The sequence below is a fragment of the Pseudomonas sp. 15C genome (assembly GCF_055484735.1).
In genome coordinates, this window is sequence record NZ_JBUDGD010000048.1 from 22,032 (window position 1) to 43,887 (window position 21,856).

Annotated in this window: 12 protein-coding genes and 1 pseudogene; 4 read left to right on the forward strand and 9 right to left on the reverse strand. The window is 61.0% G+C overall.

Features of this window, described 5'->3' with window-relative positions:
- Positions 1 to 123 precede the first annotated feature (123 nt).
- Positions 124 to 711, forward strand: coding sequence for an LOG family protein (locus tag ACYYKW_RS20745; RefSeq protein ID WP_090280816.1), 588 nt, complete (start codon positions 124 to 126; stop codon positions 709 to 711).
- A gap of 67 nt (positions 712 to 778) precedes the next feature.
- Positions 779 to 967, forward strand: a complete 189-nt coding sequence (locus tag ACYYKW_RS20750) for a hypothetical protein (protein WP_090280813.1) — start codon at positions 779 to 781, stop codon at positions 965 to 967.
- 207 nt (positions 968 to 1,174) lie between these two features.
- Here the strand turns inward: ACYYKW_RS20750 and ACYYKW_RS20755 are convergent, their stop codons facing one another.
- The 4 genes from ACYYKW_RS20755 to ACYYKW_RS20770 all read right to left on the reverse strand — a co-directional run bounded on the left by ACYYKW_RS20755 (position 1,175) and on the right by ACYYKW_RS20770 (position 10,675).
- Positions 1,175 to 2,065 (reverse strand): transglutaminase family protein, encoded by an 891-nt coding sequence (locus ACYYKW_RS20755; protein ID WP_464991014.1) that lies wholly within the window; start codon positions 2,063 to 2,065, stop codon positions 1,175 to 1,177.
- On the reverse strand, positions 2,065 to 4,551 hold the full coding sequence (locus ACYYKW_RS20760; protein WP_464991015.1) for a circularly permuted type 2 ATP-grasp protein: 2,487 nt from the start codon (positions 4,549 to 4,551) through the stop codon (positions 2,065 to 2,067). Before ACYYKW_RS20760 ends, ACYYKW_RS20755 begins: the two co-directional genes overlap by 1 nt.
- A 70-nt stretch (positions 4,552 to 4,621) precedes the next feature.
- Entirely contained in the window at positions 4,622 to 7,915 is a 3,294-nt protein-coding gene (locus tag ACYYKW_RS20765; protein ID WP_464991016.1) for a transglutaminase family protein, read from the reverse strand.
- Positions 7,916 to 8,362: 447 nt separating this feature from the next.
- Positions 8,363 to 10,675 carry a YgiQ family radical SAM protein gene (locus ACYYKW_RS20770; RefSeq protein ID WP_464991017.1) on the reverse strand — a complete coding sequence of 771 codons (2,313 nt, stop codon included), beginning with the start codon at positions 10,673 to 10,675 and terminating at the stop codon, positions 8,363 to 8,365.
- Between the two features lie 251 nt (positions 10,676 to 10,926).
- Between ACYYKW_RS20770 and ACYYKW_RS20775 the strand changes: the two genes are divergently transcribed.
- Both ACYYKW_RS20775 and ACYYKW_RS20780 read left to right on the forward strand, forming a co-directional pair.
- A complete protein-coding gene (locus tag ACYYKW_RS20775; protein WP_464991018.1) occupies positions 10,927 to 13,545 on the forward strand; it encodes a hypothetical protein in 2,619 nt (872 codons plus the stop codon).
- Between the two features lie 65 nt (positions 13,546 to 13,610).
- Positions 13,611 to 18,248 carry an NEL-type E3 ubiquitin ligase domain-containing protein gene (locus tag ACYYKW_RS20780; RefSeq protein WP_464991019.1) on the forward strand — a complete coding sequence of 1,546 codons (4,638 nt, stop codon included), beginning with the start codon at positions 13,611 to 13,613 and terminating at the stop codon, positions 18,246 to 18,248.
- Positions 18,249 to 18,285: 37 nt separating this feature from the next.
- On the opposite strand, the gene dnaB is transcribed toward ACYYKW_RS20780, so the two are convergent.
- The 5 genes and pseudogenes from dnaB to rpsF all read right to left on the reverse strand — a co-directional run.
- A complete protein-coding gene (gene dnaB, locus ACYYKW_RS20785) occupies positions 18,286 to 19,683 on the reverse strand; it encodes a replicative DNA helicase (RefSeq protein WP_090280796.1) in 1,398 nt (465 codons plus the stop codon).
- A 121-nt stretch (positions 19,684 to 19,804) separates the two neighbouring features.
- Positions 19,805 to 20,251, reverse strand: coding sequence for a 50S ribosomal protein L9 (gene rplI / locus ACYYKW_RS20790; RefSeq protein WP_003221136.1), 447 nt, complete (start codon positions 20,249 to 20,251; stop codon positions 19,805 to 19,807).
- Between the two features lie 18 nt (positions 20,252 to 20,269).
- Positions 20,270 to 21,163 carry a hypothetical protein gene (locus ACYYKW_RS20795; protein ID WP_464991020.1) on the reverse strand — a complete coding sequence of 298 codons (894 nt, stop codon included), beginning with the start codon at positions 21,161 to 21,163 and terminating at the stop codon, positions 20,270 to 20,272.
- A gap of 36 nt (positions 21,164 to 21,199) precedes the next feature.
- Positions 21,200 to 21,430, reverse strand: coding sequence for a 30S ribosomal protein S18 (gene rpsR / locus ACYYKW_RS20800; protein ID WP_002551829.1), 231 nt, complete (start codon positions 21,428 to 21,430; stop codon positions 21,200 to 21,202).
- Between the two features lie 29 nt (positions 21,431 to 21,459).
- A pseudogene (rpsF, locus tag ACYYKW_RS20805) lies at positions 21,460 to 21,777 on the reverse strand (30S ribosomal protein S6); the annotation flags it as partial.
- Positions 21,778 to 21,856: the final 79 nt, after the last annotated feature.

The following is a 21,856-nucleotide window of genomic DNA, read 5'->3' on the forward strand; positions in this document are numbered from 1 at the left end:
GCTTGCTCGCCGCCTACGCCTGTGGCGCCAGCGGCACGTTTGAATCGCCTGAGCGCGAAGTTTAGCCCTTGGTTCGAGGCGTGCCAGCCATTACCCTGTGACGGATCGACTCAGGAGTAAGGCATGTCTCTGAAATCCGTTTGTGTGTTTTGCGGTGCCAATGCGGGCGCTGATCCGGCTTACAGCGAAGCCGCCGTGGCCCTCGGCCAGGCGCTGGCCGAACGGCAGCTGACGCTGGTTTACGGTGGCGGTGCCGTGGGTTTGATGGGCATTGTTGCCGATGCAGCGCTGGCTGCTGGCGGTGAAGTGATCGGGATCATTCCGCAAAGCCTGATGGACAAGGAAATCGGTCACAAAGGCCTGACGCGTCTGGAAGTGGTCGACGGCATGCATGCGCGCAAGGCCCGAATGGCCGAACTCAGCGATGCATTCATCGCTTTGCCCGGCGGCCTCGGCACGCTCGAAGAGCTGTTCGAAGTCTGGACGTGGGGCCAGCTCGGCTACCATCCCAAGCCGCTTGGCCTGCTGGAAGTGAACGCTTTCTACAGCAAACTCACCGATTTTCTCGACCATATCGTCGGCGAAGGCTTCGTTCGCGCGCCACACCGTGACATGCTGCAAGTGAGCGAATCGCCGCAAACCCTGCTCGACGCCCTTGATCAATGGCGGCCGACCGTCACGCCCAAGTGGGTTGACCAAAAACCCGGTTAACCCTCGGGCACCGATACAGGGCAGAATATGCGCCGCTCAACCTCACCTTCGACCTAGAGGATCGCCCATGGCCAAACCCAATTACTCCTTCGCCAAACGTCAACGAGACCTGGCAAAGGAACAGAAGAAAGAGGAAAAGCTTCAGCGCAAGAAACAAACCGCTGAAGAAGCGGCACTTAACCCTGACGGTGAAGTGGCGACGCAAGATGATGTTGATGCACCCGATGCACCGAAAGACCAGGCGCCCGACGCCTGAGCCCCACCGGGTTTGATCAGTGCATCGAACCCAGCGGATTTGTGACAGGGCTGGCGGTTATGCTGCCGGCCCTCACCGCCCCCTTCGCGCACCCCCCCGATTCCCTTGTAGGAGTGAGCCTGCTCGCGATGGCGGTGTGTCAGTCATGATATTCATCGCTGACACACCGCCATCGCGAGCAGGCTCACTCCTACAGTTTGATCTGCGTTAGTCCAGCGGCATCACCGTGACGCTCACTGCCGGGTCATGATTGCCACCCCCCAGAATCACCCCGCGCAGCGGTGAAACATCCGAGAAATCGCGCCCCCACGCCAGGGTGATGTGCTCCAGCGCCGGTTGCACGTCATTGGTCGGATCGAAATCCACCCAGCCCAGCACCGGGCAGAACACCGACACCCAGGCATGCGAAGCATCGGCGCCGATCAGCCGCGGCTGTCCCGGTGGCGGTTGAGTCAGCAAATAACCGCTGACGTAGCGCGCCGCCAGCCCTCGCGAGCGCACACACGCGAGCATCAAATGCGCAAAGTCCTGACAGACCCCGCGTCGGCGCTCCAGCACTTCCACCAGCGGCGTCGCCACCTGGGTCGCCTCGGCATCGAAGGTGAATTCGCTGAAGATTTTTTCCATCAAGTCCTGCACGCCCAACAGCAACGGCCGGCCCGGCGGAAAACAGCTCTGTGAAAACTCGACGAAGCTACGTTTCAAATGTACGTAGGGCGACTGGAACCGATAACGGCACGCTTCGAGCACATCGGCGGGCAACGGCTGGCTGCTGTAGGTCAGCTCGTCGCGGGTCAGTTCCCAGGCAGGCGACTGGTTGAAATCCAGCGCTGGTCGCACCAGCACCTCGACGGTCAGTCGGGCGCCGACCTGCAGTTGGTCATGCGGACGTTCGAATGCCAGGCGGGTCAGCGGATTGCCGAATACATCCCGTTCATCGCGGCGAGACGTAGGCTGCGGACTGATCAGCAGTTGCTGTTCAGTGCAGCGCTGCCAGGCGCATTCACGCGGCCACAGATGCGCCAGTTGTTGCGCCAGCGAAACCGGGCTGTCGTAGTGATAACAGGTGTCATGCAAGATCTGGTAGCGAGCACTCATCAGACGGACACCGTGCGCTGGCTGACATCATCGACATGGGCGAAATGCCGCAGCGCCAGGCGATCGGAGACCTGCCCGCTGGCCTCAGCGATGTCCTGCAGCAGATCGGCCAGCCCCTCAAGCGCCGCACGCACACTGGACTCACCGAATAACGGATTTTCCAGGCAGCCCAGATCGAACCGCGCCAGGCGCTCGACCAGTTCCGCCAGGCCGGCCTCCCGTGGCGCGCCGAAATCATCGTTCAAGCGTTTCAGCGTGCGTGTGACCAGTTTCAACTGGAACAACACTGCGTGCGGGTTTTGCTCATCGAGCAGCAGCAAGTCGAGTACCGGAATCAACTGCGCTACGGCCAGATAGCGTGAGCGATAAGTGATGCTGCTGTTGCCCAGTTCCAGCAGCCATTCCAGCCCGGCCTGATCAAAAGCCCCGGCGCCGCGCAAAAATGCGGCGAGGCTGCTGCTGAGAAACTGCAGACGCTCGATGCGCCGGCCAATCATCAAAAACCGCCAGCCCTCATCGCGGGTCATGTCATCCAGGGCGAAACCGGACAGCGCCGCCAGCGACATCACCAGACGGTTGAGGAAATCCAGCAATTCAGCAAAGTCCGGCGCATCGGTCTCCAACTCCATCGCTTCGCGCTGCAATTCGACCAGCGCTTGCCAGTTCTCCCGCGAAAGCTTGCCGCGCACCTGCGACGCCGCCCACTGCAAGCGTTGCAGATTGGAACGCAGGCTGAATGACCAGTCGTCGCCGAGCAAGGCTGCGAGCAGGCGTTCCGGCAGTTCGCCTTCGTCGGGCAGCAGCGACAGCCGCTCGCCAAGGTCAACGGCGGCCTGCAGCGCTTGCGGGTCATCGCCATCGACATGGCGGGCGAGCATGATCCGCAACAGACGCGCGCTGTCATCGCAGCGCTCGCAGTAGCGACCGAACCAGAACAGATTCTCTACCACCCGTGACGGCAGGTACGGATCACGCCGCACCAGATCGTGGACGCCGAGGTTGCGCTGGCTCTTCCACTGCTCGCCACTCGGTGGCCGATCACCAAGCACCCAGGTGTCCTTGCTCGCCCCGCCACGCTGCATCGACACCACCTCGGCATCGGCTTCGGCGGCGACCCGGGTCAGGCCCCCGGGCAGCACCCGATAGCCATCAGCGCTGGCCACTGCGTACATGCGCATGCCGATGGCCCGCGGCTGCAACTCGCCTTCGTCGGCTTGCCAGACGGGCGCCTGGGACAGCTGCGCCAATTCCTGCGCAACATAGGCATACGGTCGGGCCTGCATGCGCGTGGCCAGTTCCTGACGTTGCGCTTCAGTCAAATCGCGACCGAACACCGGGGCAAAACTTTGTGAGGGAAACGCCGGTTTGATCAGCAGCTCCGGGAGTTTTTCCAGCGCCTGCGCGAGCACCGGCGCTTCGCCGCACCACCACGTGGCAATCGACGGCAATATCAGTTCTTCACCAAACAGGTATTGATTGATTTTCGGCAGGAACCCGAGCAACCCTGGCGACTCCAGCACCCCGCTGCCCAGCGCATTGGCCACCAGCACACGGCCTTGTCGCACCGCTTCTAGCAGACCGGGCACGCCAAGCGCCGAGTCCGTACGCAGCTCCAGCGGATCGCAGAAATCATCATCGAGGCGACGCATGATCGCGTGCACCCGGCGCAGGCCGCTCAGGGTTTTCAGGTAGACCGTGGCATCGCGCACTGTCAGATCGCCGCCCTCGACCAGGGGATAGCCGAGCTGGCGCGCCAGGTACAAATGCTCGAAATAGCTTTCGTTGAAGCGCCCCGGTGTGAGCAGCACCACTAACGGCGCGTCATCGTCACACGGCGCCTGCCGCGCGAGGGTCTCCTGCAAGGTGCGGAAAAACCCGGCCAGATGCTGCACCTTGAGATCGCGGTACAACTCAGGGAATGCGCGCGAGACGATGGTGCGGTTTTCCAGCGCATACCCCGCGCCGGACGGCGCCTGGGTGCGATCAGCCGTCACCCACCAGCGCCCGTCCGGAGTTCGCGCCAGGTCCACCGCGTACAAGTGCAAAAAGGTCTGTTCCGGGGTTGCGACGTGCTGGCACGGCCAGAGGAAGTTGTTGTGGCCGAATACCAGCTCCGCAGGCAGCAGACCTTCGCTGATCAGCCGTTGCGGGCCGTACAGGTCGGCCAGTACCGCGTTGAGCAGGCGCGCGCGCTGGGCAATGCCGGCGGACAATTGCTGCCATTCATCCGCTGCGATGACGTGCGGCAGCAGATCCAGTTCCCACGGCCGATCCGCGCCTTTTGGGTCGGCATAGACGTTATAGGTCACGCCGTTTTCCTGAATCTGCCGCGCCAGCAGTGCCTGGCGCTGAATCAACTGCGCCGGGGTACTGCGCTGCAACTGATCGAACAGCCGCTGCCAATGCGCGCGCACCGCTCCACTGCCATCGAGCAGTTCGTGATAAGTGCCCGCATTCAGCGGGTAGCGGTCTAGCAGGTCAGGCATGGAAAGCTCGGCAGACAGCAAGGAACGGTCAGACTAACGCAGGCACATGACGCCCGGATAGACGAAAAATCTACTCGTCGCCCACGACATGGAAACGTCGCAAATCGAGGGTCATCGGCAGCTCGTCAGTGATTTCGACTGGGGGTGCCGGAAGTTTCCCCGGCGTGTGTCCGACGCGGAAAAACCGTGCCATGCGCCGGCTCTCCGCTTCGTTGGCGTTGACCGGCAACGTCTCGTAATTGCGCCCACCCGGATGAGCAACGTGATACTGGCAACCGCCCAGCGAACGGCTCATCCAGGTGTCGAGCAGGTCGAACACCAGCGGTGCGTGCACCGGGATCGTCGGTTGCAGGCAGTTGGCCGGTTGCCAGGCGCGATAACGCACGCCGGCGACGAACTCACCGACGCGCCCAGTCGGGTGCAGCGGCACCGCAACGCCGTTGCAGGTCAGCAGATAGCGCTGCGGTGGCAGGCCTTTGAGCTTGACCTGCAAACGCTCCAGCGATGAATCGACATAGCGCACTGCGCCGCCCGCCGCGCCCTCCTCGCCCAGCACATGCCAGGGTTCCAGCGCCTGGCGCAGCTCGAGCTCGATGCCGTTGACTGCATAATCGCCGACCTTGGGGAAACGAAACTCCAGGTGCGCAGCGAACCATTCAGCGCGCAACGGATACCCGGCGTTGTTGAGTTCGACAATGACGTCGGCAAAATCCTGCTCGATAAAGTGCGGCAACAGGAAACGGTCGTGCAATTCTGTGCCCCAGCGTGCCAGTTTCGGCGGTGCATAAGGCTCGCGCCAGAACCGCGCCACCAGCGCCCGCAGCAACAATTGCTGCGCCAGGCTCATGCGCGCGTGCGGCGGCATTTCAAAGGCGCGCAGTTCCAGCAGGCCGAGGCGCCCGGTGGCGCCGTCCGGCGAATACAGTTTGTCGATGCAGAATTCGGCGCGATGGGTATTGCCGGTGACGTCGATGAGCAAATTGCGCAGCAGACGATCGACCAGCCATGGCGCGCAGGCCTCGCCCGGTGCGGGCATCTGCGCGAAGGCGATTTCCAGCTCGTACAGCGCATCGTTGCGCGCCTCGTCGACCCGCGGCGCCTGAGAGGTCGGGCCGATGAACAAACCGGAAAACAGATACGACAACGATGGATGGTTGTGCCAGTAACTGATCAAGCTGCGCAGCAGGTCCGGGCGACGCAGGAACGGCGAGTCCGCCGGCGTCGCGCCACCGAGCACGAAATGGTTACCGCCACCGGTGCCGGTGTGGCGACCATCGATCATGAATTTCTCGGTGGTCAGCCGGGTTTGCCGCGCCTGCTCGTAAAGGAATTCGGTGCGTTCGACCAACTCGCTCCACGTCGCCGAGGGTTGCACGTTGACCTCAATCACGCCGGGGTCAGGGGTGATACGGAAGTTGCTCAGGCGCGGATCGCTCGGCGGCTCATAGCCCTCGAGCAGCACCGGGCAATGCAGTTCTTCGGCGGTGGCCTCGATGGCCGCGACCAGTTCAAGATAATCCTCGACCCGCTCCAGCGGCGGCATGAACAGGTACAAACGCCCTTCACGCGCCTCGGCGCAGAATGCGGTGCGGGTCAGCCAGTCGGCGGATTCGTCGATGCCCGGCGCGCGCTCGTCAGTGCTCGCTGGCTCGCCGGGCTGGCTGAGCTGCGCGGCGTCTGGCAATTCGGGGAAGTCCTGATTCGGATCCTGCGGATGAATGAACGGATACTCCGCCGCCTTCACCCACGGCTGCGAAGCAAGCGGCAGACGGTAGCCGAGCGGCGAGTCCCCCGGTACCAGACGGCAATGTTCCTCGCGCAGATACCAGCGCCCGCTCTGCCATTGATCGCCCTTGGCAGTACGCGCCAGCGGCAGCACCTGGCCAATCACCTTGTTCAAGCCCTGACTGAAGACTTTGCGCAGGCGTGCGCGTTCCAGCGGCTCCTCCAGACGTGAATCTTCGGCGCTGACGTTGCTCGGCAACGCACCCTCGCGCCACAGGTAATAGAAATTGTCCTCGTAGGCCGCAAAGACAAAACGCGGCGGCAGTTTCAGCCGTTCGGCGACGCTCGCCAGAAAGCGCCCGGCCAGTTCTCCGTCGGCGCCGTAGTCTTGCTGTTCATCGGCGATCAGCGCGGTGTTGTGCCAGATCGGCACGCCGTCGCGGCGCCAATAGCAGTTGAGCGACCAACGCGGCAATTGCTCGCCGGGGTACCACTTGCCCTGACCGAAATGCACCAGACCCTGCGGCGCGTAGTGGGTGCGCATGCGGGCGAACAGTTCGGCGGAGAGCCGGCGTTTGGCCGGCCCCAGCGCAGCGGTATTCCACTCGGCGCCGTCCGGGTCGTCGATCGAGACGAAGGTCGGTTCGCCGCCCATGGTCAGGCGCACGTCACCCTCAAGCAAGTCGGCATCGATCTGCCGGCCCAGCGCCTCGATCGCCCGCCATTGCTCGTCGGTATAAGGCTTGGTGACCCGCGGCGCTTCCCAGATGCGCTCGACCGACATTTCATGGCTGAACTCACATTCACACGGCTCCACCAGGCCACTGATCGGTGCCGCCGAAGACGGATCGGGACTGCAAGCCAACGGGATGTGCCCTTCACCGGCAAACAAGCCTGACGTTGCATCCAGGCCGATCCAGCCGGCACCGGGCAAATATACCTCGCACCAGGCATGCAGGTCGGTGAAATCCACCTCGGTGCCGGACGGGCCGTCGAGGCTTTTCACGTCGGCGGTGAGCTGGATCAGGTAACCGGAAACGAACCGCGCCGCCAGCCCGAGGTTGCGCAGCAATTGCACCAGCAGCCACGCCGAATCGCGGCAGGAACCGGAGGCATGTTCGAGCGTGTGCTCGGGGGTCTGCACGCCCGGCTCCATGCGGATCAGGTAACCGATGTCCTCACTCAGGCGCTGGTTGAGCGCGACGAGAAAGTCCACCGCCGGTAATGGCGTGCGGTCGATGGCGTCCAGATACGCTTTGAATTTCGGCGTCAATGGCAGGGTTTCGAGGTATGGCGCCAGCTCTTTGCGCTCGTCGGCGGCATAGGCGAACGGGATTTTTTCGGCGTAAGGCTCGAGGAAGAAGTCGAACGGATTGAACACCGCCATCTCGGCGAGCAGGTCGACTTCGATGCGCAGCTCATGGGTTTTCTCGGGGAATACCAGACGCGCGAGGTAATTGCCCTGCGGGTCTTGCTGCCAGTTGATGAAATGTTGCTCGGGCGAGACTTTCAGCGCATACGACAAAATCCGCGTGCGGCTGTGGGCAGCCGGGCGCAAGCGTACGATCTGCGGGCCGAGTTCGACAGCGCGGTCGTAGCGGTAATGCGTGACGTGATGCAATGCGACATGAATCGACACGGCGTGCCTCCTGCGAGCCTGGGCGTATTGGAAAGCGCGCAAGACTTATGCCATGCACAGGCTTGCGCACTTTCGCGGAATGCTCAGGGCAGTACAGCACCAAAATCGAGCGATGCGAGGAAATGGTTTGGCGAGTGTGCTTCTATTTGTGGCAGGCCTGTAAAAGTGTGTCGTGTGTTGCGGCGCCTTCGCGAGCAGGCTCGCTCCCACATTTGCAATGCCATTCCCTGTGGGAGCGAGCCTGCTCGCGAAGGGGCCAGTTGCATCAACGCAATATTGATCGTTCCCACGCTCTGCGTGGGAATGCAGCCCGTGACGCTCCGCGTCACAACCCTGTTCGACCATACTGCGAGTAACGGCTGGAACGCAGAGCGTCCCTTGAGGCATTCCCACGCAGGAGCGTGGGAACGATCAGCAAAACGCCAACCCGAAGGTTGGCGTTTTCTTTTAGCGCGGTACGACCGGTTTGCGCGTCGGCTTCGGCCCTTTGCCTTTTGCCGCGTCCTTGCGCTCCTTGGCGGCCTGCTGGTTGCGGGCGAATGCCGCGGCCTTGGCCTGTTCACGCTTGTCCCAAGGGTTGCCACCATCACTGGCACGCGGCGGCAGGCCGTTGTGCTGGGTGAGGATTTTGATGGTCTTCTCTTTGCTTTCCTTCGCCACTTTGTGGCTGCCGGCCGGTGTCGAGTTCTTGCGACGCGCGCTCTGATAGCTGTCGGTGGCCGGCTGATGGGCCGGGATCAGTTGATCCTTCCCCGGGCCGATCAGATCGCCACGGCCCATGCGAATCAGCGCTTCACGCAGCATCGGCCAGCCTTTCGGGTCGTGATAACGCAGGAACGCCTTGTGCAGACGACGCTGGTCCTCGCTCTTGACGATGGTCACGCCGTCACTCTTGTAGGTGACCTTGCGCAGCGGGTTCTTGCCCGAGTGGTACATCGCGGTGGCGGTGGCCATCGGCGACGGGTAGAACGCCTGGACCTGGTCGGCGCGGAAGCCATTGCCCTTGAGCCACAGCGCGAGGTTCATCATGTCTTCGTCGGTGGTGCCTGGGTGAGCGGCGATGAAGTACGGGATCAGGTACTGCTCTTTGCCCGCTTCCTTGGTGTACTTCTCGAACATGCGCTTGAACTTGTCGTAGCTGCCGATGCCCGGTTTCATCATCTGGTTGAGCGGACCTTCCTCGGTATGCTCCGGGGCGATCTTCAGGTAGCCGCCGACGTGGTGGGTCACCAGTTCCTTGACGTATTCCGGCGACTCGACCGCGAGGTCGTAACGCAGGCCGGAAGCAATCAGGATCTTCTTCACACCCGGCAAGGCGCGGGCGCTGCGGTACAGCTGAATCAGCGACGAGTGGTCAGTGTTCAGGTTCGGGCAAATGCCTGGGAACACGCACGACGGCTTGCGGCACGCGGATTCGATTTCCGGGCTCTTGCAGGCGATGCGGTACATGTTCGCGGTCGGGCCGCCGAGGTCGGAAATGACGCCGGTGAAGCCTGGCACCTTGTCGCGGATCTCTTCGATTTCGCGAATGATCGACTCTTCGGAACGGTTCTGGATGATCCGGCCTTCGTGCTCGGTGATCGAGCAGAAGGTGCAGCCGCCAAAGCAGCCGCGCATGATGTTCACCGAGAAACGGATCATGTCGTAGGCGGGGATTTTCTCCTTGCCGTACGCCGGGTGCGGAACACGCGCGTAAGGCATGCCGAACACGTAGTCCATTTCTTCAGTGGTCATCGGAATCGGCGGCGGGTTGAACCAGACGTCGATCTCGCCATGCTTCTGCACCAGCGCGCGGGCGTTGCCCGGGTTGGTTTCCAGGTGCAGCACGCGGTTGGCGTGGGCGTACAGAACCGGGTCGTTGCGGACTTTTTCCATCGACGGCAAACGGATCACGGTCTTGTCGCGGGTCATGCGCGGGCTGGCCAGGATCTGCACGACCTTGGCTTCCTGCGGATCTTCAACCGGGCCCTTTTCCTGCTCGATGGCGCAAGCCTGAGTGTCCTGGGTGTTGACGTACGGGTTGATGATCTTGTCGACCTTGCCCGGACGGTCGATGCGCGTGGAATCGACTTCGTACCAGCCCTGCGGCGTGTCACGACGGATGAACGCCGTGCCGCGCACATCGGTGATGTCTTCGATCTTGTGGCCGTAGGACAGACGCTGGGCGACCTCAACGATGGCCCGCTCGGCGTTGCCGTACAGGAGGATGTCGGCGCTGGCGTCGATCAGGATCGAGTTGCGCACCCGGTCCTGCCAGTAATCGTAATGGGCGATGCGGCGCAGCGAAGCTTCGATGCCGCCGAGTACGATCGGCACGTGCTTGTAGGCTTCCTTGCAGCGCTGGCTATAGACCAGACTCGCGCGGTCCGGACGCTTGCCGGCCATGCCGCCGGGCGTGTAAGCGTCGTCGGAACGGATTTTCTTGTCCGCGGTGTAGCGGTTGATCATCGAATCCATGTTGCCCGCTGCGACGCCGAAGAACAGGTTCGGCTCGCCAAGCTTCATGAAGTCGTCTTTGGACTGCCAGTTCGGCTGGGCAATGATCCCGACGCGGAAACCTTGCGACTCCAGCAGCCGGCCAATGATCGCCATGCCGAACGACGGGTGATCGACGTAGGCATCACCGGTCACGATGATGATGTCGCACGAATCCCAGCCAAGCTGATCCATCTCCTCCCTGCTCATTGGCAGGAATGGCGCTGGTCCGAAACATTCGGCCCAATATTTTGGATAGTCAAATAACGGCTTGGCTGCTTGCATGTCGACGACCGGTGTTGAAGTGAAAAATCGCGGGCGCGGAATATAGCACAAATTTTGACCAATTCCGACGACGGCGGTCGGTTTCTCTCGCGAACTACGCCACGCGTCAGTAAAGCATTTTCGCCCCGCCGTTTGCACCTGACACACCTGGCAGCGCAAGACGCTGCCTGCATGACCGCGTCCACTGGCAGGAAGCCAAACGACAACCCTCCCCGACCTGTGCCGGGGATTAATGATCAAGGATGGAAAACATGCCTGCAAAACCGCCCATTCGCGGCACCGTATCGGTCGATGTCCACACACGCCCGGATTCATCACCACAGGGGCCGGCGCTACACCCCGACGGCACGCTGCGATTCACTCCAGGCGCAGAAAGCCAATCGGGCAGATCCGTGGCCGACGGTGACCTCGACGCAATCCGCCCGGTTCCTGCACTCGCCATCAAGGTACAGCCCGCGCCCCTCGTGACTGAAAGCCCGACACCCACGACGCACCCGATCGAGTATTACCGCCTGGCCACTTCTGACGCGCTGCCAGCAGCAGACGCATCGGGCTTGCGCACACACAAAGGCCGCCGCTATGCCGACCTGAGCGACGGCGGCATCGTGCTGGTCGGGCGGGATGCTGACAGCGGTTTGCTGCGCGCGGCGCTTGCCAGCGAGCGGATCGCTTCCGGCCCGGTCTTGCTGCGCGATGCCGACAGCGGGCTTTGGCATGCGGCCGATGACGGCGAAGCGATCAGCGTGCCGCTGACCGAAACCAGCCTGCGCGACTGGCGCACGGAGCTCGATTTCAGCACAGGCCAACCGGACAGCGACGGCTTGTTCAGCCACGACGGCAAACGCTTCGTGGTCATCCATTACCATGCTTATCAGGCGCTGCTCGATACGCAGGCGTCGACGCCTGCGCAAAAAGTCTGGCGTATCGTCAAGGCCACGGACCCAGTGGCCACGGACAGCGCAAACGTTTACCACGCCAGTCGCAGCGGCGCATCCCGCGCCGTCACGCGCAATGCGCAAAACGCCTGGGTGCTGGTTTCCCCGGGGCTGACCGGAGGCATGCGCCGCCGCGAGATGGCTCAGGCCAACCGCGAGATATTGTTGCAACGCTATGCACCGTTCGCCGCCGCGCACCAGGAACTGGTCGACTCCGCCACGCGCTTCGACGGTCTCTGGAGCGAGGCTCGTGCGCAAGCGGAGGACAGAGCGGGGAAAACTGCAGCCCTGATCGCCGTCGAAGTTCATCTGCTCAAGCACATTAAAAAGCAAACGGATTTCGTCCAGTCCATCGTCGATAACAAGGACTGGATGATTCACTTGAAGGCCGGCGGGGTCTACAAGGAAGAACTGCACACGTTCCGCCTGGACCGCGTGCGTTATCTGAACCGGCTCATGGCCGTGATGGACTTGCGCATCGCTCCGCTGTTCGCGACGACAAGTGCGGACAACTGCAAGAAAATGATCACGCACCTGAACAAGAAACTGAAGCTGATCGAAGACCGCCAGGGCGTTATGGAACAGGTCAGGAAAGCCTCACCCGGCGCGGAGCCCACACTGATCGAACTCAGCCAGGAAGTGCCCGCGGCCGAGCGTATCAACTTCAACAAACTGACGCTGTACGTGCACCTGTTTGCCGACGCGCCAGACCATTCGCCCAATGCCACCATGCCTTCGCTCGCGTCCATTGACCTGATCACCGGCGAGTTGAAGAACATCCCGGAACGCTCGCACCCGCTGGCGTTGATGCTGACGCTTGATCAGATCAGAAGCGACAAAAGCCTTTTCGCTGCACAGTTGCCTATAGAGGGCGCCAAAGCAGAGTACGCCCGGGAAATCATCGCCTTGGTCGAACCGATCGAAACGCGGATCGAAACCCGGCTGAACGACCTCTTTGCCACGTTCGATCGCAATACAGAACTGCCGAGCCTGGATCAGGACATCGACTTCAGTTTCCTGCCGCCCCGGCCAAGCGACAGCGTGACAGCCGCGCCGCCAGTGACCCGCAAGGTCTTTCGCACTCGCCGCCACGGCACCTCAAGAATTCTGATTGGCGACACCGAAGCCGCCGCAGACGGCAGCATCGTCATCAAGGTCGCCAACCCGCTGCAACCCGATGGCCCGGCCGAACGCTATGAGCAGCGCCACGGTGAGTGGCTGCCGGTTCGCCCACCGCTGTCCAGTACACCAAAACCGCAGTTGATTGCCGAGGCCAACCGTCTGTTGGTCGATGTCGAAAAACACAGCGCCGATGCCAGAGCCAGAGAAGTACAAAAAGACAACCCGACAGGGATTCTTGAAGGTCTGGAAAAAGCCGTCGACTCGCTAAGGGAACAGGCAAGACGCCTGGAGAACCTCGAAAAATCGCAACAGGATGGTGAAGTCAACGCCTTGCTGGAGCGCTTGCTAAGTGCTGCCGACACCTTGTCCTCGCAAGGACATGGCGTGCTGGTGCGCATGTACAAGAACAAGCAGGTGCTGGACATCATGCGCCTGAACTGGCTGATCGATCACGCCGAACTCAAAGCACTGAAAACGGTGGACCGCAAACAGCTGGGCAAAGGCCGAGACAAATCCTTTCTCGACGTCTACTCGATCAGGGACCGCGCTGACGATGCGCCACTATGGGAAGCACATTTTCACTATGAAAAACACAACAGCGAGCCGCTGAGTTTCACCATCAAGGGCAGCCACCTGAAAACCCTGGAACAGAGCAAGCGCGGCAGCGAGTCGCAACGCCGCGACGAGCAGGCCGGGCTGCCCCACGTGGCCATCTGGCGCCAGACCTTCGATGGCAGGACCGCGAAAAGGATTTTCGCCCTCGCCAGTGAAGCAGCCGCAGCAAATCTGCTGATTCAATCAAACCGGCAATGACGCCAAACCGACCCGCCACTGCCCGTTTGCGGCAGTGGCTGGCAAGTACTACAGGGAAGTTACCCATGCCAATCAAATCGCCGCCAAAAAGCACCCTTTCAGGCAACACCCATGTTCGCCCGACCCCGACTCCGGACGTCACTACACCGCGTACCGATACGACATTGCGACCGGGCTTTGACAGCCTTGGCCTGCCGTCACGCGCCCATCAACCCGCAGGCGACGCCGACCTCGATGCGATCACTCCGGCGCCGACCGTTACCGTGCATCCATCGACAGCGCCGAACGAAACACCACGCGCGGTCGGTCTGCCGCTGGAGCATTACCGGGTCACGGCCGCTGCCGGTTTGCCGGTAGTCAACGCCGATGGCTTGCGTATATTCAAAGGGCGCCAATACGCAGACGTGGTCGACGTCGGGATCGTGCAGGTCGGCAAGGACGCTGAGACTGACCTGTTCCGGGCCAGACTGCCCAGCGAATCGAAACCTTCCGGCCCGGTTCTGCTACGCGATCCTGACAGCGGACTGTGGCATCCGCTGGAAAATTTCGAACCAGTCACTTTCCCGCTCAACGATACCCGGCTGGCAGCGTTTCGCACAACGCTTGCGTTCAACCACGTCGAACCCGGTAGCGACGGGCTCCACCGCTTTGACGGCAAACTCTATGCCCTGATCGACAACCATGCCTATCAAGTGCTGCACGACCCGGACGCCTCGACGCCAGTGGCCAGCGTTATGCGCATCGTGCGCAGCGATGACCCCGTTGCCAGCGACAGCGCCAACCTTTACGTCGCGACGCGTCCCGGCCGTTCGGAACCGATTGTGTTCGATGCCATCCACGGCTGGGTTGGCATCAGCGTGGCTGGCGCCGGTGGCATGATGCGCGGCGACGGCGCCAACGTGCCGGCGCGTTCGAGCATGCGCGAGCGGCTGTCGCAGACCCTGAACCGCTTGCGCAACCCGCAATCGCGGGCGCGAAAATTGTTTCCGGACCACACCGATGAAGAAATCGGCCGTTACATCGAGTCCTTGGGCAATGACGTTGCTGGCGGTCTGACCCAGCGCGAGAGCGCTTACAAATCCCTGAAAACCGAGCTTGATGCCTGGCTGCGGCAAGCCGCCAACGCAGCGCCGCCGGGCACTTCGCCGGTCCATGCGCGGCAGATCGCGCAAAGCCTCAAGCGCTGCTGGCGCCACCAGACCGGTGCCATTCTGTGGCTTGAGGCCGGCAACGGCACGCTGCCAACGCTGCAAGCGGACTTCAGGCATGTCCGCCACCTGACGCTGCAATCGGTCGACTGGTCAGATGCCGCGAGTACTTTGCTCGGCAATTTCTCCGGACTGGAGGGTCTGCGCATCAGCGGATCCACACTGGCCACGCTTCCCGCGCCCCTTGCCCGGATGTCCAGCCTGAACAGCCTTGATCTGAGTTCGAACCGTATCGCCCTCAACGAACAAACGACTGCTGTACTGGGTTCGCTGAGCAAACTCAAACATCTGGATCTGTCCGACAACCCTTTGGGTCAAACACCGGATTTTTCCGCCATGCCCAATCTCAAGACCCTGAACCTGAGCAACGCACAACTGGATCAGTGGCCTGCGGGGCTACACATGCAGTCCCGGCTGACGCAACTGGACTTGCGCAACAACCGCTTGACTGCAGTGCCGGAGACAAACCTCAATCCACCCGCTGACCAGTTCGAAACGCTCGCGCGCATCAACAGTGTCACCCTGCTTGAAGGCAATCCATTCCCGCCCGGCTACTGGACGAAACTCGAAACCTTTTGGCAGCGAGTGGCGATCGAACAGCCGGAGCTGGGCAATAACGCTGTAGCTGATGCGTTCAGACTCCCCACCGACATGCCAGAAACCGCCAGCGTGCAGCGGGTCTACCCCGATAAAAACCCGAAGCAGTTGCGCGCGTTTCTGTTGGCTCTGGATGACGATGGTAAAGCGCAACTGGCACGCCGTGTTGCAGCGCTGGACTCACTTGAGTCCCAGCTCGACACCTATGTCAACGGCAGTCAGACCGACTCATCCGGCGCTGACACGCCGGCAAAAATACAGGCGCGCCGTATCGGGGATATCATCAAAGCCAGTTGGCTGGATTCGACACACACGCTGAGGCTGCCGCTGATCAAGGCGCCCCTGCCGAAGCTCAGCGCCGACTTCAGCCATGTCAAATCGCTGTTTATCAATGCCGCTATATGGTCGGGCGACGCCGAGAATTTCCTGTCCGGTTTCCCCAATCTCGAGCGCTTGGTCATCAATCACTGCGGGCTGAAAAGTCTGCCCGCATCCATTGCCACCATGCATAACCTGACTAACCTGGATCTGGCCAGCAACCGTATGCAATTGACGGAGGACAGCGCGACAGCCCTCAGTGCCATGAGTCAGCTCGAAGCGATCAACCTGAGCGACAATCCGGCCCTCGGTTTGATGCCCGATTTCAGCGCTATGACCCGGGTAAGGCAAGTGTTGCTCAACAACACGGGCATCGATCAGTGGCCGATCGGGTTACAGGACAAGACCGAGCTGATCATGCTGGATTTGAGCAACAATCGATTGAAGGAAGTGCCGCCGACATTCCTTGATCCGCCGGCGGACCAGTTGTTGACGATCGCTCGAATCAACGCCGCGACTGTACTCAACGGCAACCGTTTTGCCGCCGGTTACGGGAAGAAATTCGACACCTTCTGGCAGCGCGTCAGTACAGTCGCCCCCGATCTGCTGGCTCACCCCAACTTCGACAGCGACAACTCGCTTGCGCAGCGTTACCAACGGCTGTTTCCAGGCAAGAACATGAAGCAATGCAGAGAATACCTGTGGAGCCTCGACGCGGACGTCGTAGTTACCAAGGTGCGTAGTCTCGAACGAGAATTCAAAGTACTGAAACGCCAGCTCGACGATTGGGTTTTTTCCGGTGGAGGCAACCTCGGTGGGTATATTCGCGCAGACCAACTGGCGCTCAATGCACAAACCCGCGCTGACCGGATCACCGCCAGCAACCGGATCATCAGTTGCTGGCGGCGCGAGACGCCGCAGAAACTGGCCCACGACCGGACGCCAATCGGGCTCGAACTGGACCTCAGCGGCTTGCGCCTGCCAAGCCTTCCAGACATTGACGTCGACTTCACTCACGTCGGCTCGCTCAGACTCAGGAGCATGAATCTGAGCACTTCACCGGAAGGTTTTCTGACGCGTTTCCGCCATATTCGCTGGCTGGATCTGGGGCTGAATCAACTGCGCGAGCTTCCCCCGGCCATTGGCGAAATGCATGGCCTGACGCGCCTGTCTCTGGAAAGAAACCAGATTACCCTGACCGCCGATACTGCCCGCGTTCTCGCGGGCCGTACCACCTTGCGAGCATTGGAGCTGCAGGGCAACCGGTACTTGGGCATAGTCCCGGATCTGAGCCAGATCGTCGACCTGCGCTCCATCAGTCTGGCCCACACAGGGATCGACACCTTTCCCTCTGGCCTCATCCATCAGCCGCTGCTGGACACCATCGAGCTGAACAGCAACCGCATCACGGATATTCCCGACGCCGTCATCGCGCCGCCGAATGATCAACTGGCGAACACCGTGCGCATCAACAACATCACCGATATTTCGAATAATCCATTGTCGGACGCGACCGACGAACGTCTGTTTCGATACAACAATCGCTTGTTAGCAGCCAGGACCCCGCTGACAGGCGCAAGGAACATCATCAGTACGGCCGTCGTACGCCCTGCACGCCTTCGCCCGATGGTGAATGACCCAATGGAGCGTTGGGCAGCGGGATCCTCCGACGTGCAAGTAGCTAACCGCAGACGCCAATGGCAAACCCTGCGCGGGCAGCCGCGCTCGGACGGTTTGTTCAACACACTGGAACGCCTGCTTGATACCCCCACCGGCCATCTGGCACTTCAGGGCCGGGTCTGGAGGCTGATCGACAGCATCACCGAAAACACGCCGCAGTCCGAACGCCTGCGCAACGAGGTGTTCGATCGCGCAGGTGAAGCGGCCTGCTGTGACCGGGCAGCCTTTACCTTCGCCAACCTCGAAGTCCTGTCAATGATGCACAGCGCGACAGCCCGCGCCGGTGACAAGACGCAGGGGCCAGAACTGTTCAAGCTGAACAAGGCATTGTTCCGCTTGCATGAAGTCGACAAGATTGCCTCGGCGGACATCGCCCAACGCGAGGCAGCCATCGCCGCTGCCCGAACGCCCAACGAAGTCGCGAATATGCCTGCGCCACATGTGGCGGAAGAAATCGAAATCAGGCTGTTCTATCGCCACGGCCTCAAAGACCGCCTGCAACTGCCCGGGCAACCGGAACAAATGGGGTTTGCCCACCTGGCCGGCGTCTCCAAAGCGCAATTGGAAAGCGCCTACCAAACCGTCATTGCGCGGGATAACTCAGCCGAGGAGTTTCAGGCCCTGGTGTCGAGGGAGTTCTGGCAAACATACCTGACCACTCACTACCAGGAAGTCTTCGAAACCCGGCGTCAGCCATTTCAGGATCGGCAGGCGGCCCTGGATGATTCATTCAAGGCGAATGAATTGTCGTTTGCCGACTACGACGCGCAATCAAAAACGATGCAGGCAGAGTGGATGATCGAGGAAGCGGCCCTGATCGAAAAACTGAGCCGCCAGGAGCTGGCCCAATACAAGGCCAGCGGCACTGAGGAGGAAGCCGCTGGCACAAGTGCAAGCTGAATGAGGCGAGTGCTGGCCGATGGTTTTCGGCCAGCCTTTATTCGTCGTCGTCGAAGTTGTAGCTGCCCGGTGCGAGGTTTTCAAAGCGCGTGTACTTGCCGATGAACGCCAGCCGAATGAAACCGATCGGACCGTTACGCTGCTTGCCGATGATGATTTCGGCGATGCCTTTGTGCTCGGTTTCCGGGTGGTACACCTCGTCCCGGTACACGAACATGATCACGTCGGCGTCCTGCTCGATCGCACCGGATTCACGCAAGTCGGAGTTCACCGGGCGCTTGTTCGGGCGCTGTTCAAGGGAACGGTTGAGCTGCGACAGGGCCACTACCGGGCAGTTGAATTCCTTGGCTAGCGCTTTCAGGGATCGCGAGATCTCGGAAATTTCGTTGGTGCGGTTGTCACCACTGGAGCCCGGGATCTGCATCAGTTGCAGGTAGTCGATCATGATCAGGCCAACGTCACCGTGCTCACGCACCAGACGCCGCGTCCGCGCGCGCATTTCCGACGGGCTGATGCCGGCGGTGTCATCGATGAACAGCTTGCGATCGTTGAGCAGATTGACCGCCGAGGTCAGGCGCGGCCAGTCATCGTCTTCCAGTTGGCCGGAACGAACCTTGGTCTGGTCAATACGACCGAGCGAAGAAAGCATACGCATGATCAGCGATTCGCCTGGCATCTCGAGGGAGTAAACCAGCACGGCTTTTTCGCTGCGCAACACCGCGTTTTCCACCAGGTTCATTGCGAAGGTGGTTTTACCCATCGACGGACGACCGGCGACGATGATCAGGTCGGACGGTTGCAGGCCGCTGGTCTTCTCGTCGAGGTCGGTGTAACCGGTGGACAGGCCGGTGATCGCGTTGTCGGTGTTGAACAGGGTGTCGATGCGATCGATGGCTTTGGTCAACAGTTCGTTGACGCCGACCGGGCCGCCGGTCTTTGGCCGCGCTTCGGCGATCTGAAAGATCTGCCGTTCGGCTTCGTCGAGAATTTCTTCGGCGGTGCGGCCTTCAGGATTGAAGGCGCTGTCGGCGATTTCGGTGCTGATGCCGATCAGTTGGCGCAACGTCGCACGCTGGCGGACGATTTGCGCATAGGCCTTGATGTTGGCGACCGACGGCGTGTTTTTCGCCAGTTCGCCGAGATAACCGAGACCGCCAACCTGAGACGTCTGGCCTTCCTTGTCCAGTTGCTCGGACAGGGTCACGACGTCGATCGGCATGTTCTGATCGGCCAGTTTGGCGATCGCACGGAAGATCAGACGGTGGTCATGTCGATAGAAATCGCCGTCGGAGACTTGATCGAGCACGCGTTCCCAGGCGTTGTTGTCCAGCATCAAACCACCGAGTACGGCCTGTTCGGCCTCGATGGAGTGTGGCGGCACCTTCAGGGCAGCGGTTTGCAGATCGTATTGCTCGGGAGCGGAGATATCGTTCATGGCCACTTGAGAATTAGGTGAAAAGCAGGGGATTCAGAAAGACAAAGGGCACGACCTGTAAACAGGATCGTGCCCGATGTTAACCGCCTGACGGACAAGCCGCCAGCCGATCCGGTGTTGCTTAAGCTGCTACCACGACAACGCGTACGGTGGCTTCAACTTCGGCGTGCAGGTGCACGGCTACGTCGAATTCACCCACGTTGCGGATGGTGCCGTTCGGCAGACGAACTTCGCTCTTCTGCACTTCAACGCCGGAAGCGGTCAGTGCGTCAGCGATGTCGTGAGTACCGATCGAACCGAACAGCTTGCCTTCGTCGCCAGCGGTGGCAGTGATGGTCACTTCCAGCTCGGCCAGTTGGGCAGCACGGCTTTCAGCCGATGCCTTACGGTCTGCGGCGGCTTTTTCCAGCTCGGCGCGACGCTCTTCGAACGCAGCCAGGTTGGCAGCGGTCGCAGCGGTAGCCTTGCCGAAAGGCAGCAGGTAGTTACGGCCGTAACCGGCCTTAACGTTTACTTTGTCGCCCAGGTTGCCCAGGTTGGCGATTTTTTCCAGAAGGATCAGTTGCATGTGAAAATCCTCTAACTTTTAACCTTCACCGTTCGCGCTGTCGGTGTCTTTCGACACGTGACGACCGCGAAAATCAATCAGGCTGTCGACAATGGCCAGAACCACGAGCAACGGATAGATCAGCTGCATGAACAACAGCAGCGTGACGTACAACCCCACCAGCCAGAAACCGGCCAGTCGCTTCTGCCCGACCAGCCCGTGAATCAGGGCCAGCCCGGCGAACACCAGCGGTACACTGCACAACGGCGTCAACATGGCCATCTGTGCACCGAGATTCGGGCCCAGAAGCATCAACGCCAGCAGTAACATCGCCGGCCCCAGCGGAATGCGGATGGCGCGAAACTCGCGACCAAAACCGCCCGGGTTGTACAACAACGCCTGCCAATGCCGCCCGACAATCAGGCTCAGCACGCTGACGATTTGCAACAATGCCGCAATCAGTCCGGTCAGGACCGGTGCAATCAGGGACGCGAAACGCGTTTGCTCATCCACCGACAATTGCTTGTAGGTTTCCCCAAGAAGCGCCGGCATGACCTTTATCAAGGCTTGCGCGAGCATCTCGATCTGGGCCGCAAACGCGGCCCCGAGCACCACGGAAAACACCACGCCCATTGCTACGCTGACCAGCAGCGTACGGACCCAGGACTCGCTTGCGCGCAAAACCAGCGCAAGCCCCGAAGACCCCAGCAGCACCAGAAGCGCCCGTGGGTCATCGGCATACAGCCACCAGATCAACGCCGGCAGCAGCCCCAGAGACAGAACACCCAGGGCGTCCGTCAGTCCGCGCCGCAGCAGCACAAGGCTCCCCGCGGCAGCACCCAACCAATACAACAACGGCAATGTTGCACATCCGGCCACCACGAGAGTGGCCTGCATACGGCCGCGCATGATGAACTCAGCTAAGGCGCGCATGCATTCAATCCTTTGCTACTTGTCGACTGCCCGGTCTCAGCGGCCGTGGCTGTCGGTGTAGGCCAGCAGGGCCAGGAAGCGGGCGCGCTTGATAGCGGTGGCCAGCTGACGCTGATAACGAGCTTTGGTACCGGTGATGCGGCTTGGAACGATTTTGCCGGTCTCGGATACGTAGGCTTTCAGAGTGTTGAGATCTTTGTAATCGATCTCTTTCACGTCTTCAGCGGTGAAGCGGCAGAATTTACGACGACGGAAGAAACGTGCCATTTGATAGGCTCCTTAATAAGGTCCGTGGATTACTCGTCAGCGTTATCGCTGTTGTCGCTGTCATCACTGTCGGTGCCTTCGGCGCCTTCGTGCTCAGGACGGTCGCGACGCTCACGGCGCTCACTGCGGTTTTCTTCAGCCTTGAGCATCTCGGACTGGCCGGTAACGGCTTCGTCGCGACGGATGACCAGGTTACGGATCACTGCATCGTTGTAGCGGAAGTTGTCTTCCAGCTCGGCCAGGGCCTTGCCAGTGCACTCAACGTTCAGCATCACGTAGTGAGCCTTGTGAACATTGTTGATTGCGTAGGCCAGTTGACGACGGCCCCAATCTTCCAGACGGTGGATTTATGTTCCCGGGTCACGGTGCGTTGAATGCCGACGCCGCCGCAGACGATAACAATGTCCAGTGGCGGAGCTTTGTGCA

Bases quoted from the DNA above. Each gene is read 5' to 3' on its own strand.
- ACYYKW_RS20770 (WP_464991017.1), bottom strand. From the start codon at position 10,675: ATGCAAGCAGCCAAGCCGTTATTTGACTATCCAAAATATTGGGCCGAA.
- ACYYKW_RS20755 (WP_464991014.1), bottom strand. From the start codon at position 2,065: ATGAGTGCTCGCTACCAGATCTTGCATGACACCTGTTATCACTACGAC.
- rpsR (WP_002551829.1), bottom strand. From the start codon at position 21,430: ATGGCACGTTTCTTCCGTCGTCGTAAATTCTGCCGCTTCACCGCTGAA.
- ACYYKW_RS20775 (WP_464991018.1), top strand. From the start codon at position 10,927: ATGCCTGCAAAACCGCCCATTCGCGGCACCGTATCGGTCGATGTCCAC.
- ACYYKW_RS20760 (WP_464991015.1), bottom strand. From the start codon at position 4,551: ATGCCTGACCTGCTAGACCGCTACCCGCTGAATGCGGGCACTTATCAC.
- ACYYKW_RS20750 (WP_090280813.1), top strand. From the start codon at position 779: ATGGCCAAACCCAATTACTCCTTCGCCAAACGTCAACGAGACCTGGCA.
- ACYYKW_RS20745 (WP_090280816.1), top strand. From the start codon at position 124: ATGTCTCTGAAATCCGTTTGTGTGTTTTGCGGTGCCAATGCGGGCGCT.
- rplI (WP_003221136.1), bottom strand. From the start codon at position 20,251: ATGCAACTGATCCTTCTGGAAAAAATCGCCAACCTGGGCAACCTGGGC.
- ACYYKW_RS20780 (WP_464991019.1), top strand. From the start codon at position 13,611: ATGCCAATCAAATCGCCGCCAAAAAGCACCCTTTCAGGCAACACCCAT.
- dnaB (WP_090280796.1), bottom strand. From the start codon at position 19,683: ATGAACGATATCTCCGCTCCCGAGCAATACGATCTGCAAACCGCTGCC.
- ACYYKW_RS20795 (WP_464991020.1), bottom strand. From the start codon at position 21,163: ATGCGCGCCTTAGCTGAGTTCATCATGCGCGGCCGTATGCAGGCCACT.